This is a genomic window from Nocardiopsis sp. NPDC006139, from assembly GCF_040614155.1.
GTDB classification, from domain to species: Bacteria; Actinomycetota; Actinomycetes; order Streptosporangiales; family Streptosporangiaceae; genus Nocardiopsis; species Nocardiopsis changdeensis.
Map to the genome: position 1 here is coordinate 1 of NZ_JBEXTT010000040.1, position 16,013 is coordinate 16,013.

Annotated in this window: 17 protein-coding genes; 3 read left to right on the forward strand and 14 right to left on the reverse strand. The window is 72.7% G+C overall.

Features of this window, described 5'->3' with window-relative positions; genetic code table 11:
- Positions 1–28: 28 nt before the first annotated feature.
- From ABZ249_RS31360 to ABZ249_RS31415, 12 genes are all read right to left on the reverse strand, one after another.
- Positions 29–1,324: a hypothetical protein gene (locus ABZ249_RS31360; RefSeq protein ID WP_355269961.1), complete on the reverse strand. Its 1,296-nt coding sequence runs from the start codon at positions 1,322–1,324 to the stop codon at positions 29–31.
- Positions 1,325–1,330: 6 nt separating this feature from the next.
- Positions 1,331–1,723 carry a hypothetical protein gene (locus ABZ249_RS31365; RefSeq protein ID WP_355269963.1) on the reverse strand — a complete coding sequence of 131 codons (393 nt, stop codon included), beginning with the start codon at positions 1,721–1,723 and terminating at the stop codon, positions 1,331–1,333.
- A 38-nt stretch (positions 1,724–1,761) separates the two neighbouring features.
- Complete coding sequence (locus tag ABZ249_RS31370) at positions 1,762–2,325, reverse strand: hypothetical protein (protein ID WP_355269965.1); 564 nt, start codon at positions 2,323–2,325, stop codon at positions 1,762–1,764.
- A 16-nt stretch (positions 2,326–2,341) separates the two neighbouring features.
- Complete coding sequence (locus ABZ249_RS31375) at positions 2,342–2,734, reverse strand: RRQRL motif-containing zinc-binding protein (RefSeq protein ID WP_355269967.1); 393 nt, start codon at positions 2,732–2,734, stop codon at positions 2,342–2,344.
- Between the two features lie 375 nt (positions 2,735–3,109).
- The gene (locus ABZ249_RS31380; protein WP_355269969.1) at positions 3,110–4,189 is read right to left on the reverse strand and encodes a hypothetical protein; all 1,080 of its coding nucleotides are present in this window, start codon (positions 4,187–4,189) and stop codon (positions 3,110–3,112) included.
- Between the two features lie 285 nt (positions 4,190–4,474).
- Positions 4,475–4,597: a hypothetical protein gene (locus tag ABZ249_RS31385; RefSeq protein WP_355269971.1), complete on the reverse strand. Its 123-nt coding sequence runs from the start codon at positions 4,595–4,597 to the stop codon at positions 4,475–4,477.
- A complete protein-coding gene (locus ABZ249_RS31390) occupies positions 4,591–4,758 on the reverse strand; it encodes a hypothetical protein (RefSeq protein WP_355269973.1) in 168 nt (55 codons plus the stop codon). The genes ABZ249_RS31385 and ABZ249_RS31390 overlap by 7 nt, the downstream gene beginning before the upstream one ends.
- Complete coding sequence (locus ABZ249_RS31395; protein WP_355269975.1) at positions 4,755–5,051, reverse strand: hypothetical protein; 297 nt, start codon at positions 5,049–5,051, stop codon at positions 4,755–4,757. The genes ABZ249_RS31390 and ABZ249_RS31395 overlap by 4 nt, the downstream gene beginning before the upstream one ends.
- 93 nt (positions 5,052–5,144) lie before the next feature.
- Complete coding sequence (locus ABZ249_RS31400; protein ID WP_355269977.1) at positions 5,145–5,318, reverse strand: hypothetical protein; 174 nt, start codon at positions 5,316–5,318, stop codon at positions 5,145–5,147.
- A 190-nt stretch (positions 5,319–5,508) separates the two neighbouring features.
- Positions 5,509–6,156: a hypothetical protein gene (locus ABZ249_RS31405; protein ID WP_355269979.1), complete on the reverse strand. Its 648-nt coding sequence runs from the start codon at positions 6,154–6,156 to the stop codon at positions 5,509–5,511.
- Positions 6,153–6,368: a hypothetical protein gene (locus ABZ249_RS31410; RefSeq protein ID WP_355269981.1), complete on the reverse strand. Its 216-nt coding sequence runs from the start codon at positions 6,366–6,368 to the stop codon at positions 6,153–6,155. Before ABZ249_RS31410 ends, ABZ249_RS31405 begins: the two co-directional genes overlap by 4 nt.
- 41 nt (positions 6,369–6,409) lie before the next feature.
- A complete protein-coding gene (locus ABZ249_RS31415) occupies positions 6,410–6,976 on the reverse strand; it encodes a hypothetical protein (protein ID WP_355269983.1) in 567 nt (188 codons plus the stop codon).
- Between the two features lie 212 nt (positions 6,977–7,188).
- Between ABZ249_RS31415 and ABZ249_RS31420 the strand changes: the two genes are divergently transcribed.
- The 3 genes from ABZ249_RS31420 to ABZ249_RS31430 all read left to right on the forward strand — a co-directional run bounded on the left by ABZ249_RS31420 (position 7,189) and on the right by ABZ249_RS31430 (position 10,943).
- Positions 7,189–7,941: a GntR family transcriptional regulator gene (locus ABZ249_RS31420; protein WP_355269985.1), complete on the forward strand. Its 753-nt coding sequence runs from the start codon at positions 7,189–7,191 to the stop codon at positions 7,939–7,941.
- Positions 7,942–8,063: 122 nt separating this feature from the next.
- On the forward strand, positions 8,064–9,296 hold the full coding sequence (locus ABZ249_RS31425) for an XRE family transcriptional regulator (protein WP_355269987.1): 1,233 nt from the start codon (positions 8,064–8,066) through the stop codon (positions 9,294–9,296).
- A gap of 288 nt (positions 9,297–9,584) precedes the next feature.
- Positions 9,585–10,943 (forward strand): hypothetical protein, encoded by a 1,359-nt coding sequence (locus ABZ249_RS31430; RefSeq protein ID WP_355269989.1) that lies wholly within the window; start codon positions 9,585–9,587, stop codon positions 10,941–10,943.
- A gap of 222 nt (positions 10,944–11,165) precedes the next feature.
- On the opposite strand, the gene ABZ249_RS31435 is transcribed toward ABZ249_RS31430, so the two are convergent.
- Positions 11,166–11,711 carry a hypothetical protein gene (locus ABZ249_RS31435; protein ID WP_355269991.1) on the reverse strand — a complete coding sequence of 182 codons (546 nt, stop codon included), beginning with the start codon at positions 11,709–11,711 and terminating at the stop codon, positions 11,166–11,168.
- 249 nt (positions 11,712–11,960) lie between these two features.
- Positions 11,961–15,860, reverse strand: coding sequence for a MobF family relaxase (gene mobF, locus ABZ249_RS31440; protein ID WP_355269993.1), 3,900 nt, complete (start codon positions 15,858–15,860; stop codon positions 11,961–11,963).
- Positions 15,861–16,013 lie beyond the last annotated feature (153 nt).

Below are 16,013 nucleotides of genomic sequence, written 5' to 3' on the forward strand. Positions count from 1 at the left end.
CCACGACCGGGGCCGCCCGGAGGGCGGATCAGCGTCCGGCGTTGGTGGCGACGTACTCCTTGTCACCCGCGTCGGGGTTGGCGTCGTACTGCTCCTGCACGCCCTTCATCCGCTCCAGGTCCGCCTTGAGCTGCTCGGCGATGGTCTTGACCGCGTCCATCGCCTCCATCAGCTGCTGGGTGCGGCCGACCACGGACGCGCCGACCTTGCCGTTGGTCATCGCCGCGACGACGGTCTCGGTCGTGGACACGTTCGCGGCGGAGGTGTTGACCACGCCCTGGGCGAAAGCCAAGGCGCCGTCCAGGCCGATGGCCTCGGTGGTGGTGGTGCTCATCTGGGTGTCCTCCTCGGTGGTGGTGCCGCCGGTGGCGACGCTCTGCAGGTCCGGCTTGGGTGCCGGGTGGGTGGTGGTGTCGGGGCCGGCGGCCGGGGCGGCCTCCAGCTCGGGGTAGACGATCTCGGCGTCGACGATGTCCTCTTCGTCCTGGTCCGGGGCCGGGGTCGGGTCGGGGGTGACGGTGGTCGTGGGCCGGGACGAGGCTTCGCGTTCGGCCCGGTCCGCCCGCTCCTGGGCGCGCTTGGCGAACTCCGCCGCCGTGCGGGCCGTCTCCTGGGCGCGCCGGGCGCGCTCCTCGGCCTCGCGCACCCGCTGCTCGGCCGAGCGCTCCCGGCCGGTGGCGTAGGGGCCCGGGCCGGGGTGCCGGATCCAGGTGCTGCCGTCCTTGTCCCGGTGGAAGAACCCGTCCTCGCCGTTGCGGTAGGTCTCGCCATCGGGCATGGTGCCGTCGGCGTTGGGGCGGATGTACTCGGTGGTGCCGTCGTCGGAGGCCCAAGCGAACCCGCCCGCGGTGGCGTGCCGGCGGGCGTCCTCGGCCTGGCGGGCCGCCGTCGCGGCCGCCGCCCGGGCCTTGGCCGCCTCCTCCCACGCCCGCGCCGCCTCCTCGGCAGCCCGGGCGTGGGCCTGGCGCACACGCTCGCGGCGGCGCTGCTCCCACCGGTTCTCCGCGTCGTCCTGCACGCCGTCCCACCACGCCCACCTGCGGCGGGCGTACTCGGCCTTCTTCTCGGCCTTGTCGGGCCAGCGCTCGCGGTGGCGCTCGGCCGCCGCGTTCCAGGAGTCCACCCAGATCAGCCGCGCCCAGCCCCTAAAGCCCTCGGTGCGCGCCAGATCGCGGCGGGCGGCCTTGGCCTCCCGCTCGCGGATGCGCGCCATCCGCTTGGCGTGCCCCGGGGGGACGGTGCCCTTCCAGGCGTGCACGACGGCCTCGGTGCCCTTGCCCAGGGCGATGGTGAAGACCGCCCATGCGAAGACCAGCTCGAACATCCGTCGTCACCGGCCCATCTGCGACAGGGCCGACTCCACACCGGTGCCCAGGCCGCCGACCAGGTCCCAAGCGACCAGGAACGGACCGGCCGCCAACAGGAAGAACGTCGGCGCCAGGAAGCCCACGATGACGTTGAACTTCTTGATCCCCTTCTCCTGGAAGTCGAACCAGAGCAGGACGCTCGCGATCGACGCCAGCACCAGGTTGACGGCCACCCACGGGGCGACCTGGTCCAACGTGGCCAGCAGCGGGCCGCCGAACTCGGCGATCGGGTAGGCCACGGAGAACCCGGCGATGACGGCGGCGCCGAGCATCACCCGGTTGAACTTCTTCTTCATCCACAGACCGATGAGCACGCCCAGCGCGATCGCGCCGAGCACAGAGAACGCTCCCCACATGGCGGGACTCCTTTCTTCGAGAAAAGCGTGTGTGCAGGTCAGGGGGACATCAGGCCCAGCGCGGACCAGGACGCCGTCAGCGGCCAGGCCGGGATCCGCACCAGGAACCCGACCGCCTCGGGGATGTAGGGCACCTGGTAGGCCAGGGAGATCAGCACGAGGGCGACCACCCACCGGGAGGGCCGCTCCCCGATCCACTCCAGGGCGTAGGCCGCCACGCTGGTGGGGAAGGACACCGCCCAGAAGCAGACGATGGCGGCGGTGCGGTGCCAGCCCTTGGCCGGGCCCCACAGGCCCTCACGGGCGTAGCGGAGCTGCTTGGACAGGCTCGGCCGGTCCGTCGACCAGATCTCCGGCGGGGTGAACGACGCCCGCGCCCAGGCGCCCAGGCGCTCGCCGATGCCGGGGCCGACCTTGACCGGGCCCTCTTCGCCCTGGTCAGCGGCCCCCCGGTCGGCGGCCGCCGGGACGGGCGCCTCCTTCTTCTCCTTCTTCTTCGCCGTGGGGGCCGGGGCCGGTCCGTCGGCCTCGGCGGGAACCTCAGCGGTGGTGGTGGGGTCCCCCCACAGGGAGGGGGCCCGGGACGGGTCACGGCGGGTCATGAACTCTCCTTTCGGCCTAGGCGGCCAGGTCAGCAGGGGTGGCGCACCCGGTCCCGGGCGGGCAGGTACGCCCCAGCGACGTGGGCAGGCAGTACTCGTGGACCAGCCCGCAGGAACGGCAGGTGTGCCGCGCCAGCAAGGCGCGGGCCAGCGCCCGCTCGCGGGCGGGGGTCATCGGCCGCACCGGCAGGGCGGCGTCGATGCGGTACAGCCAGGCGATACGGACCCCGCCCCGGCTCCCGCCGGCGCGCGAGCGCCACATCAGCTGGGCGGCGGGCTCCTGCCCGCCGGGCCGCAGCCCCTGGGCACGGAGCTGGCTCTTGGTGGCCAGCCCGGCGGGGGCCAGGTGGCGCGGGAAGGTCGGGATCCCGTAGCGGGACCCGTCGGGGTCGTAGTACTTGCTGGTCAAGGGCACTCCCTCCGGTGCGGGCCGGGCCGCCGCCCGTGGTGGACGGCGGCCCGGCCGCGGGGTGCGCACCACCCGGAGGGCGGGGCGCGGGACAGATGGAATCGGTGGTGAATCGGCTCCTCCTCTTGCAGGTCGGGGGCGGACAGGGGGCATGGCGGGCGTCTGCGGCCTCCGACTCGCCCGGGAGCGGCTCCCGGTGGCATCGGCGGTCTCGTGCGCCCGACCTCGGAGTGGTGAGCGGACCCGCCCGCCAGGACGGCGGCGGGAGGGCCTGCTCACCCGCCGAAGCGGGGAGGCGCCCCCCGGGGGGCGCGATCAGTGTGGGAGGGGGCATCCGCAGGTCAGGGCGGGTGCCCCCTCATCGGGGCGGGCGGGTCAGTGCTGCCCGCCCAGGGCGGACACGTCGTGCCCGGCCTCGGCCAGGTCCGACCGCCACCGGCGGATGGTGCGCGGGTCGACCGCGAGCGTCCGGGCGGCGCCCTTGACCGTGGCCTCCGGGCCCGCCTGGGTGACGTAGGCCAGCAGCCGCTCCGGGCCCGACAGGGCCTGCGCCTCCCGGGGGGCGCGGGGGGAGGCGGCCGGGGAGGCGCCGGGGGGCACCCGCAGGTCAGCGGGGGAGGCGCCCCGCGCGGGGCGGGGCGTCTGCGGGAACCCGAACCCGGCAGTCGGAACGCCGCTCCCGGCGGGCGGGAGGCCGTCCAGGCCCGACGGGTCGTCGGGGATGCGGGTGCCGGCGCCGATCTCGGTCGCGGTGTACACGGGCTCGGCCAGGCGGATCCGGTGCGCCAGCTCGGCGCGGCGCACGTAGACCCGGGCGGTGGCCTCGTCGGTGGCCATCTGCATGTCGGCGTCGCGGTCGATCTCCGCCAGGCGGAGCTTCTGCGCAGCCTTGGCCTTGGCCTCCTCCAGGGCGACCTGCTTGTCGGCCTTGGCCGCGATGTAGGCGGCTTGGCGCTCCAGGTCGGCCAGCTCGGCCTCCTCGTCCTCGGTCAGGGCCGTGGACAACCGGGCCGCCTTGGCCTCGGCCTCGGCGCGCGCGGCCTCCTCCTGCTCGGCGGCGCGGGCCTCGGCCTCGGCGGCCTGGGCGTCCCCGGCGGCCTTCGCCGACAGGGCCAGGTGCCACAACGCCTTGGAGATGAGCGGGACGGCCGCCATCAGCGCCAGCGCCGGGCTGATGCCCCAGGAGTGGAGCGCGATCGCCGCAGCCGCCACGGCCGCGATGAGCCAGGAGGCGACCTGGGCGGGCCGGGCGATGGCCGGGGACACCCACGCGATCGCCACCGCCGCGACCAGAGCGACGTCCAGGGCGATCCCGGCCGCCAGCGCGACCGGCAGCGGGGCGGGGATCATGTCCGCCACCGACCAGGCCGTCCACGCCAGGGACAGCACCGAGGGGATCGTCGCGGCGATGAGCAGGGGCCGCGTGCGCGGCCCGTTCGAGGTCGTGGTGTTCATCGGTCAGCCCTCCTCAGGGCACGTCGGAAACGGAAGAGACGGAGTCGGGGTCGGAGACGGGGGGTGGGGAGCGGGCGGTCGGTGTAGACGCTGGGGCCGGCCAGGGCCAACAGCACCCCGGTGGTGCCGCAGACCAGGGCGAGCCCGCCCAGGGCCAGGACGGTGCCGATCACCGCAACCACCCCCACAGGGAGGGCCAGGGGCCGCCCTGGAGCCAGCGCAGGGTGGCGCAGTCGGCACCCCGCTGGCAGGCGGAGCAGTTCTGGATGTGGAACTCGATGTCGGTCATCGCGTCCTCCCGCAGGTCCAGCACACGTAGAGGCCGCGGAAGACGTCGAAGTCCATGGGGGCGGCGTTGCAGCAGCGGGGGGCGTGGCCCCGCGCGATGAGGCGGCGGATGCTCAGCACCGGTCCACCCCCGCCCCGTCCTCCAGGACGTCCTCGTCCTGGTCGTCGACCAGGGCGATCGCGGCGGCCAGGGCCGCCACCACCGCGGTCTCGAAGGACAGCGTCGCGAGTGCGGCGAGCATCAGGGCCAGGCCCACCAGGGCCAGCGGGTCGCGCGTCATGCCGCGGCCCCCTCTCCGGCGGCCAGCGCCAGCGGGGCGGGCCGGTCCAGGACGTGGGCCACGGCCAGGATGAGCAGCCGCTCGGACAGCGGCCCCAGCAGCTCCCGGTACTCGACCACCAGGCGCTGGATGCGCACCCGCTCGGGCAGCGTCGCGTGCTCGGTGACCCGGTGGGCGGCCTGCTCCAGCTCCGCCACCACGGCGGAGTCGGACCAGATCTCCCAGTCGCACCCCTGGCAGCCGCGCACCACCGGGGCGGCGACCGGGCGGAGGGTAGGCTGGTTCTCGTACATTCGGTACTCCTGTTCACGGGATGGATGTGCGGAGCCCGCCCGGGGGACCATCCCGGGCGGGCTCGTTTCATGAGGTCAGATGGGGTGCGGCTGCTACTTCTTCTTGCCCTTGGTGTTGTCGGTGACGGTCACGGTGACGTTGTCGCCGACCACCGTGGTGCCGGAGAAGGTGTTGGATCCCCCGAGGTTGAGGATTCCGTGGTTGTCGCGCAGCTGGGCGACGGTGCTGTCGTTGACGTTGCCGGTGCTGTTGTCCTGGCTGGCCATGCTGTGCTCCTCATCAGGGGGTTGCGGTGGTGGACCCTGGTGGTCCCCCGGACCCCGCCACCGCGCGGGCGGTGGCGGGGACGGGCACCCCAGGGGGTTCAACGGGCGGTGCTCGCGGCCGCCGCGGGGACGGCGACCACCAGCACCAGGACCAGGACGGCAACGGCGATGAGGGCCTGGTGCTCCTCGCTCACGCCGCCTCCTGGTCCTGAGCGGCCTGGGCGCGGGCGGCGTCCTCGATCAGGTCCAGATCCTGCTCGGTGAGCCCGTAGCGGGCGATGACCTGTTCCCGGGCCTCGCGCTCGGTGCCGTAGGGCTCGGCCTCCTCCCCGTCGACCAGCCACCGGGTCCGCCCACCGTCGAAGACCGCGACGATCTCGGGGTTGAAGAACTCCAGCGGCATCACCGCCACGGCGGCCGCCACCGTCGCCTGGGCCGCCGCCCCGGGGCGCGCCGAGTACTCGGCGGCGTCGCCGAGCGCGGCCGCCGCGACCCGCCGCCGGCGGCCCGCCAGCACGCTCTCGGCCCGCTCGTAGGCGTTCAGCTCACCGGCCAGCCCCTCCGCGTGCTCGCGCCACGTCTCCAGCTCGGCCTCCAGCTCGGCGACCTGCTGCTCCAGGGAGTCGGCGTGGCCGTGCTCCTGGCGGCACAGGTTCTCGGTGTCGGCGGCCCGCACCCGCTCCCGCAGGTGGCCCAGCTCGACCTCGGCGAGGACCGCGGCGTGGCGCAGGTCCGCGCGCTCCCGGGTGACCTCCTCCAGCTCCTCCTCCCGGTGGTCCAGCAGGGCGTAGACCCGGTCCAGCTCCTGCTGGCACTGGCGGTGGATGAACCTGATCATGCGGCGCTCCTCAACGTGGTGGTGGTGTTCAGCGGCAGGACGATGTCGGCGCCCTCGGACCAGGCGCTGACGTGGGTGCGGATCAGCGCGGCGGCCTGCTCGACCCCGGCGCGGATCCCACCCAGGCGGGCGTCATCGGCCAGGTCGACGACCTCCAGGGCCCGCACCAGCGGGGACAGGACCTCGTGCTCGGTGTAGGTGGAATCGGACATGGCTGTCCTCTCTCAGGTGGTTTCGGGTGTGGTGCTGCTGGTCAGGCGGCGAGGCCGTAGGTGTCGATCAGGTGCTGGGCGCGGGCCCGGCGGCGCTCGGAGCCCCGCTCGGCGGCCCGGCGCAGCAGGCCGGCCAGGCCCCGGCGCAAGGCGTGGGGGGCGGCCCACCGCTGCACCAGGCGGTCCACGGTGGCGGTGTTGTCCTTGGTGGCGCCGGTCAGGGCCGCGATGCCCGCCCAGACCAGGACCCGGTGGCGCTCGTCCTGGTCGCTCTCGTCGGGCCCGTCGTGGGGGTGGTGCGGGGAGATCCGGTTCGGGCCGTCCGGGGCGGTGTCCTCGGAGTAGACCGTGATCTTGGAGTCGTGCTTGGCGCGGGGGTTCGTGGGGGCGGGGGTCTCGGCCGGGGCGCCGCTGTCGCCCCAGACCTCGGCGACCATTTGGGCCCGGCCCGCGGTGCGCATCAGCTCGTAGGCGTTGCGGCCGCCCGCGGCCTCGATGGCGTGAGCGATGGCCCAGTCGGCCTCCGTGCTGCCTCCCCGGGTCGCGACCCGGAGGATCTCGGTGTGAGTCGCGCCGGTGGCCTCCGCGACCTTTGCAATGATGGACATGGCGGGCCGCCTTCCCAGTTGGTTCGCCGGTAGAGGGCCCCGACGCGGCGGTTTTCCAGGCCGAGCCGCGTCGGGGTCTCGTCGTTCCAGACCCTTGATTAGTTCCGGAACTATTTGAGAGTATGCACACCCCGAGTGGACCTGTCAATAGTTCCGGAACTAAGATGGCCATGAGAGAGTTCAGAGACCGTGGAGAGGAGGTGCCAACCTTGGTGAACCGCTACGAAGAGGTGGCCCAAGACCTGCGAGAAGCGATCAACCGTGGTGACTACAAACCCGGTGAGACCATCCCTCACCAGCGCAAACTTGCGGAACAGTACGGCGTGTCCCTCTACACCGTGAGGGAAGCCGTAAGCCTGCTCCAGAGCGAAGGGCTGATCACCCCGATCCGACGCAAGGGCACCGTGGTGCGTGATCGAACCACTGTGCGGATCCCCCTGACCCGGTACAGCAAGGTGCTGGCTCCAGGCGGTGCGAAAGGGCCGTGGGAGCAGGCATGCGCTGATCAAGGCGTCAGCGGACACGCAGAGGTCGTCTCGGTGGAGCGCATCGCCGCAGAGGAGTCCATCGCGGAAGCACTTGATGTCGCCCCGGGAACGCCCGTGGTGTACCGACAGCGCCACATGTGGGCGGGGCCCCAGGTCGCACAGATCCAAAAGGCATGGATGCCGCTCGCGCTGGTAGATGGGACCCCTCTTGCAGAAGAAGCCAAGGTCGAAGGTGGTGTCTACGGAGCACTGATCGCCTTGGGGCATTCGCCCACTGCAACCACGGAGACCGTCACTGCTCAGCAGCCAACGCCAGAGGACATTGAGGTCATGAAGCTCGCACCATCCACACCAGTGCTGGTCATCGAACGCATCACCTACGGCGAAGACGGCAGGGTGCTGGAAGTTCTGCGCTCCATCGGTGATGCCGACCGCGTACAAGCGGTCTACGACCGGCTGCCGCTGAACAGAGGGTGAGGGGGTCATGCCTGTGAGCTTGGCTTGCGCTCTTTTTCTGCGCGAGAGGCAGTTGGGGGACACAGGCGTGCCCCCCAACTGCCACCTAGACACCAACAGTCCAGGCTGAGGAGTGTGAAGGCATGACTACCTCGATGGCCCCGTGGGCGCGGCGGATTCGACGTGAGCGTGATCTCCGGAACTGGACCCAGCGCGAATGCGTGCGCCGGCTGCGGTACGAGACCATCCAAGAACTGCCCGACGAAGCCACGATGATCAACCAGTGGAAGAGGTGGGAATCCGGGCGTGTCATGCCCAGTCCGGAGTACCAGCGGATGATCGCGTCCCTATTCGGAACCGTCAGCGGCGCTATGTTCGCTGCCCCCCGCAGCCCGCGCGAGATCATGGCCGCGGCCGCCCCGGACGCCGACACACCCAACCTGATCGCACGTCTGCGCAGGTCGTCGGTGGACACCGCGACGTTGGACGCCCTCAGGCTCACCGTGGACAGGCTGTGCTCGGACTACCCGCTAGTCGACGCACACCAGCTCCTGACCGAGGGCCGGGCCTGGCTCGCACGACTCGCGGACATGCTCGACATGGGGGTCAGCCTTTCCCAACACCGGGAGATCCTCTCCATGGCCGGGATGCTCGCTCTTCTCGTCGGTTGCCTGGAACAGGACATCGGGCTCAGCACGACGGCAGAAAGCACGCGCCGGTCCGCGCTGACCCTGGGCTCTGAAGCCGATGACCTCAGCGTTGTGGGGTGGGCACACGAGATGAGCTGCTGGTTCGCTCTCACCCGAGGCGACTATCGGAGCGTCTTGGCCGCTGCCGAAGCAGGCATCCACGCCGCTGGCGACCGATCCGTCACGGTGCAGCTCTATGCCCAGCAAGCCAAAGCCTGGGCCCGGATCGGGGACCGGCGACGAGTAGAGGTTGCCCTAGACAAAGGCCGCCAGCTCCTCGAATCACTGCCCTACCCGGACGACCCGAGCCACCACTTCCAAGTAGATCCGGCGAAGTTTGACTTCTACGCCATGGACACCGCCCGTTTGGTAGGAGATGACCGAATGGCAGGAGCGCTCGCGGATGAGGTGCTCAACAGCTCCACAGACTGGAGCGGCCGCATGGTCGCACCCATGCGGGCGGCCGAAGCTCTGGTCACCAAGGGCGTGATCTCGGCTCGCAGTGGTGATCTGGAAGCAGCGGTCGACTACGGCCGACGTGCCCTGGACAGCGATCGTCAGTCGGTGCCATCCCTGGTGATGGTCAGCCGAGAACTCGGCCAGATCGTCGCTGAGCGGTACAAGGACGAACAGGAAGCGGAGGACTACATCGAAGAACTACGGTCCCTCGCGGACCGTGCGGCCTAGCAGCAAGACCAAAGCCCGGACAGTTCGCCCGTCCGGGCTCTTTTCAGGCCGCACATGTGGCTGAAGCGGCCTCTGAGCGTCACAAGCTCTAAGGTCAAGGGCATCAACCAAGTAAAAAGGCGGGGCCCCGGTTGCCCCCGGGTTCCCCGCCTCCGCAGATGAGACTGGCCGATGCTGCGACCAGGACACTCCCACCGAAACGCTATGCGCTCATCGTACCCAATGGGTTCGGTGGGCATGCGGGAGCGTCCTGTCCTCGCGGTGTCGCCTAGGAGGCGATCGACCACCGTGAACGACCCGAAACGCCAGTACAGCACCGTTTTGATGCGTGCACCCTTTAGCGGGGACGGCCACACCATCGTGGCGAACCGCATGGTGCGTGACCGGCGGCTGAGCTTCAAGGCCCGCGGCATCCTGACCTACCTCGGCTCCCACGTCGAGGGATGGGAGACCAGCGAGGAGCGCCTGGCCGAAGAAAGCACCGACAAGCTGCACGCTGTCCGCTCAGGCCTGGCCGAACTCGAAGAGGACGGCTACATGCTGCGCTTCCGCGAGATCCTCGCGAACGGCACCCGAGCGGGCGCCCTATGGATCTTCTCCGACAACCCGGCCACCCTTCCCGGGCACGCCCAGGCCATCCTCGACCAGCTCGCGACCGAAGGGCGCCGGTTCACCCCGCTGAACAAGCGCACCCGCGAGTCGATGAAGCGCCGCCGTCCCACCCCCCCAGACGGCGGCGTAGGCGCCACCGAGCCAGGATGCGAAAATCCCATCCTGGAGCCCGGAGGGCAAAACCCCAGCTCAGAGCCAACATCGGAAAATCGCATCCTGGCTCCAGCATCTGATTTTCCAAGCTTGGAAAATCCCATGCATAAGAACACCACCTTTGAAGGGGAGGGGGAGGAGGGGGACGCGCGTGCGCGCGCGGGGGGTGATCCCTCTGCTGCCGATGAGCCCGTGTGGGGGGTGGCCGGCGGCGCCGACTTCGTCGCGCCGAGCCTGGCCTCGGCCAACCTGGTCCGGGAGATCGCGGGCCGAGCCCTGCTTCCCGGAGAGCACCTGAGCGCGATCGACCACCAGCGCCTGGCGACGCTCGTGGAGGCCGCCCGACCGCTGGTGGACGCCCAGCCCGGCCTGTCCTGGGACGAGTACACCGCCTGGCTCAAGCAGGGGTGGGTGCGCAAGGACGGCCGGAGGACGTTCACGTCCCTCCCTGGTGCGCTGGGATGGCGCCTGATGCCCGACCAGATCCAGGGGGCAGCGTGGGCGTGGGCGTGCGAACAGCGCGGCGCCCAGGAGGCCTCAGAGGCCCGGGGAGAGCGTGAGGCGCCCCAGGGCGGAGCCAACGTCCACGCGGGCGTGTGCGGCCGCCACAAGGTCGCTCTGACCGACGACGGTGCATGCCTGTGGTGCCAGCAGGAGGAGCGGGCCGAGTGGGAGCGCCTGGAAGCCGAGCGCGCCGCGGCCGCCGCTGCGCAGGATGAGGACCAGGGCGCCGATCCCGAGCCGAAGATCGAGGAGCTGGACCCGGCCCTGCTCGCGGACATGTACTCCTCGCTGACCGGGGTCCCCGCCACGGAGGAGTACAAGAGGCTGCGCGCCGAGATGGAGGCAGAGCGCGCCGCAGCCAAGGCCACCGAAGGGTGAGCCGGGGGTGGCCGCATGGGTGCGGCCACCCCCATCAGCGCAGGTCAGGCCGACCGGTCGTATCTAACCGGTCGGTCCCGGGGCGCCCGGACCCCTCGCCTATACACTGTATAGGCGAGGGGTCCGGGATGTCCTTCGCACTCCCGCTGACCTGCGGCGCGCAAGGGGTTGCACGGGGCAGGCCGGTCCGGGCGTGTCGCGCAACCGATTGCGCGTTCCAGGTCAGCGGGGTGCGGGGTGGGCGTCCAGGGCGGCAGTGATCTGCTCCCACACGGGCAGGCCCAGGTGCGGGCGCGGGGTCCACTCACCGTCCCCGGAGCAGCGGCCCCGCACCACCTGGCCGTCCCACACCCACGTCAGCCCCTCGGTGCGGCCGCACAGCGGGCACGCCACCCGCCCGTCGGCGCCCTGCAACGCCACCCCCGCGACCTCCTCGCTCTCGGGTGGGGTGACGCCCAGGTGTTCGCCGAGCGCGTCGGCGGCTCGCAGCGTGTGCACATGGGGCATCGCCGCCTCCCAGTCCCGGACGGCCTCTTCCAGGAGTGCCCGCTGGTAGGCGGTGGCGGCCTCGGGGAGCCGGTAGGGCATCACGACCGCGCTGCGGTGGGCCCACGGGGTGCCGGCCTCGTACACCAGCCACGCCAGCGCCGTCTCGATGAGGTCGGTGTCGACGTCCCCGTCGGGGTCAACGCCCGGCTGGCGGGCCTCAGCCCTGTGGCGCCACAGGGCGCGGCGTGCGGTGGTCACGGAGATGGGCCAGGACAGCATCACGGACTCCTCCAGCACGCGGGGGCGGACACCGGTGAGTCTGCCAGAGCCCCCCAGGGTGCCCCGGTGGTGACCAGGGGCGGCCGACCGCGGGGCCGGGGGGACACCACCGCCCGCAACGGACGGGCGCGCACGCCCGGGGGGCGGTGGTGTTCACCCGGGGTGGCGGGGGTGCGGGGGCGGCGAGCCCCCGCATGCGCCAGACGGCCACCAGAGGCCCGCTGACGGCCCAAAGGCGGTCCGGGGTGGTCACATGCTGAGTTCGGGTCCGCCGCGCTCTGGGGCCCGGTAGGCCTCGTAGCGGGCGGTCTGTTCGGCGTAGGCGCGCTGCTCCTCGATCTGCTGGCGGCGCAGGTCCGCCTCCAGCCGCTCGCGCTGGCGCCGTTCGGCGTCCTCCTGGTCCAGCTCCCACTGCATGCGCCGGGTGTAGTCCTCGACCTCGCTGCGGCGGGTCAGGTCCAGGTCCAGGGCGGGGTCGCGGCCGTAGTCGGGCACCTCCGGCGCGGCGATCTTGGTCTCGTGCCGGTGGTCGCGGTCCCGGCCGGGCAGGCGGGTGGCCTCCAGGGCGTGGCGGGTGATGACCTGCTGGAGGTGGTGCTCGGGCAGGCGTTCCAGCTCGGCCCGCGTGTACCCCTGGGAGAACCCGATTTTCTGCGCTTTCTCCAGCTTCTGCTGGTGCTGGCGGTCCCTCCGCTCCAGGTCCGCGCGTCCGGCGTCGGCGCGGGCCCGGCCCAGGTCCGCCACGAGGGCGTCCTGGCGCAGCGCGCGGGCCTCCAGGCGTAGCCGTGAGGCTTCGTCGGAGGCGGCGTTGATGCGCTCGCCCAAGGCCTTGCGCTCGGCGGTGGCCGCGCCCTTGGTGGTGCCCTCCAGCAGCAGGGACAGGCGGCCCCGCCCGGCGCGGGTCGCGGCCTGGCGGTACTGCTCGCGCAGGCCCTCCAGCTCCTGCTCCAGGGCGCCGGCGCGTTCGATCCGCTCCTGGATGAGCGGGGCCGCCGAGCGGGCGGCGGGCCCCTGGCCCTGGCGGGCGGCGCGCTCGGTCAGCGGCTCCCACGGAGTGGGGGCGCCGGCCCGCTCCCGCTCCTTCTCCTGCTGCTTGCGGGCGGCCTCCTGGGCGGCGCGCTCCTCCAGGGCCCGCTCCTGCTCCTCGCGGCGCTCGCGGCCGCCCGCCAGCTCGTCCAGCACCATGCCCTCGGGGCCGTCGGTGAGCGTGTTCGCGTAGGCGGAGATGACCCGGTGCAGGCCCTCCTCCGCGGTGCGGGCCTCCCCGAGCCGGGCCCGGACCGCCTCCGGTTCGATCTGGGCCGCGGGCAGGTACAGGTCCACCCGCTCCGTGGCGCGGGACATGGCCGGGTAGAGGGAGTGGGCGTCCGCGCCCAGGCCGTGCACGTGGGCGCGCTGGGTGGTCAGCCCCTGCGCGGAGGCGATGGTGATCGCGTACCCGTGGGTGAGCGCCCCCCGGCTGATCCGCTCGGGGTCGATCCAGGCCTGTTCGGTGCGCCCCTGGGTGCGCCACTCGATCAGCGCCCCGCGCCGGGCGTCGACCTCGCGGACCACGCCGCGGAACCCGTTCAGCACATCCGGCGCGCCGGCCTCGCGGCGGGAGCGGTAGTCGTTCTGGCGCACCCGGATCTGGTCTCCGGCGGCCAGCTCCAGGGTGCGCCCGCCCCGCATCCGGTAGGACACGTCCTCCCCGGACAGGTACCCCTCGGTGCGGGCGGCCGCCCGGATCCGGGCGTTGAGGGCGTCGACGTCGGCGTTGGTCGCGGCCATCACCACCAGCCGCTCCACAGCCGCGTGCCCCTCCTCGGGGCTCCCGGTCGGGTACGGGAAGGTCTTGCGGTCCCTGGCCCAGGCGGCGGTGATCTGGGCGTGGGCGGCGTCCACGTCCACGGGGGCGTGGACCATGCCCTTCTCGCCCCACAGGGCCAGGGCGGAGCGGCGGCCCCCCTCACGCCAGGTCTGGAGCGCGCGCCGGTCGACGGCGTGGCGCTGGCGGCGGTTCTCGGTCAGGACCTCGCCGCCCACGATCTCGTGGATGCGCGCGAACCCCCCGCCGGCCCCGACGGCGCGGGCCTGGAGCGGGTCCCCGATCGCGACCAGCTTCGTTTTGGTGCGGTTCGCCTCGGTGACGATGGCGGCCAGGGCGCGGTCGTCGATCGTGGCGGCCTCGTCCAGGACCAGGACGTCGACGCCGTCCAGGCCGGGCCCGTCCGCGATCCTGCGCAGCAGCGAGGCGACGGTGCCCGAGTCGATCCCGGCCTCCGCCCGCAGACCGGCCGCGGCCACGGCCGCGTTGGCCGCGCCCTCCACACGCAGCCCGCCCGCCTCCCAGATGGTGCGGGCCGCCGACATGATCGTCGTCTTGCCCGCCCCCGCGACCCCGACGACGGTGTCGATGCCGTGGGGAAGGAAGGTGAGCCGGAAGACGACCTTGCCCTGCTCGGGGGAGAGCCGGAACCCCTTCTTGCGCTCCCACGCGGACTGGGCGCGCCGGATCGTCTTGAAGTGCACCGACGCGGAGTAGTCGTGCATGCGGCGCCGGGCGGAGGTCTCGATGACGGTCTCGGCCGCGACCAGGTCGGGGCTGGTGTACCGGTCGGCGTGCGTCATGTGGGAGGCGCCCGAGGCGGGCAGGCGCACGGCCCGGCCGTGCTCCAGCACGGCGTCGGTGAGCACCGCCAGCTCCTCCCCCGAGGCCAGCCCGTGCTCGCAGGCCTCCGCCACCGCCGCCATCACCTTGGCGCGCGTGACGGTCTTGTCCTTGCTGGTCACCCCGTGCTCGGGGTCCCACACCCGCGCGGCCAGGGCGCCGATGTCGGGCGGCTCCCCCGGGCCCGGCCCCCGCCGGGGCCGGGCCGCGGCACCGGCGCCGGGCTCGCGGCCCTCCAGGGCGGCCCGCACCAGCACCGGCGGTGCGAATCCCAGCTCCCGCATCCGCCCCGCCCACGCCTGCGCCTCTTCGGCGCGGGTGCTGTGGACCTTGGCCTGGGCGGTGCGCCGCGCGGCCGCCCGCTGGGCGGCCGTGTCCGCTCCGTCGCCGGCCTCGGCGAGCACCTGGGCCTGGCGGCGGGAGAACGCGTGCTTGACCTCGTCGGGGATGCCCACCAGGTCCCACCGGCCGGTGACCTCGTCCCGGGCGAAGGCGAACCCGAACTCCTCGGTGAGCATGCGGCGCTCCAGGGCGCGCTGCAGCTCGCCCATCGTGGCCACGTGCCGCATCAGCTCCCGGCCGCCCGACCCGATCGTCCGCCAGCGGCCGTCTTCAACGGAGCGGCCCATGACCGAGATCATCACGTGCGTGTGGGTGTGCGGGTCGCCGGGGCCGTCCCCGACCGGGCGGGCGGTGCGGTGCTTGGTCGCCGTGGCGATGATGCCGGTGGTGTCCACCCGCTCCGCGGACCGGCCGTCGCCGTGGTGCCCGGTCAGCGAATAGGCGATCCACCGCTCCACATGGCGCATGGTCTCGGCGACGGCCTGGTCGTGGATCTCCTCCATCCGCCGTGCCAGCGCCGGCGCCGCCTCCCGCGCGGCCGCCTGGGCGAGTTCGACCTTGCGGGGCCGGTCGAACACCACATCGGTGGCGCGGATCCCGATGTCCACCCGGTCGTCGGCGTGGGCCAGGGCGTGGGCCAGCTCGCCCGGCTCGTAGACCGCCTCCAGGTCGATCCCGGCGGCGGCGGCCACCCGGCCCAGGTCGCCGACCGGCGCCCGGTGGTGCTCCCCGTCCCGGAGAAGGCCCCGCTCCAGACGGGCGAACCGCTTCGTCGACCAGCCGCTCGCCTTGAGGAGCGCGGCCGGGGAGGTGAACCCTTCGGCTGCGGCCGCCCGGACCGCGTCCACCAGCGGACGCGCCGGGAGCTGGGCGGCGGGGGCGACCGCCTGCTTGAACGCCACCAGGCGCTCGCCGGTGCGGGGATCGCGCCCGGCCATGATCCGGCGCACGCCCTCGATGTCGGCCGGACCCTCCAGGGCGGTGCCGGCCTCGTGCCCGAACTCGGCCCAGCCCGCCCCGAGGCGGATGATCGGGTCGCGCCCGTCGGTCTCCAGGCGGTAGTCGACCGCGACGTCGGCGGCGCGGATCTCGTCGGCCCCGCACTCCTGGGAGAGCCGGTAGTCGGCCTGGGCGGCGGTGCGGATGGGGGTCACCATCACGCCCACACGCCCACCTCCCGCCCGTCGTTTTGCGTGGTTTCACCCGGTATCGGGTGGTTCGTATCGCGGCTGCGATACCTGCGTACTCCACTGTTTCAGATCCTAATTCGTAGGATCATCGGATGTATATGTCGGGTCTGCGTTTTCTGG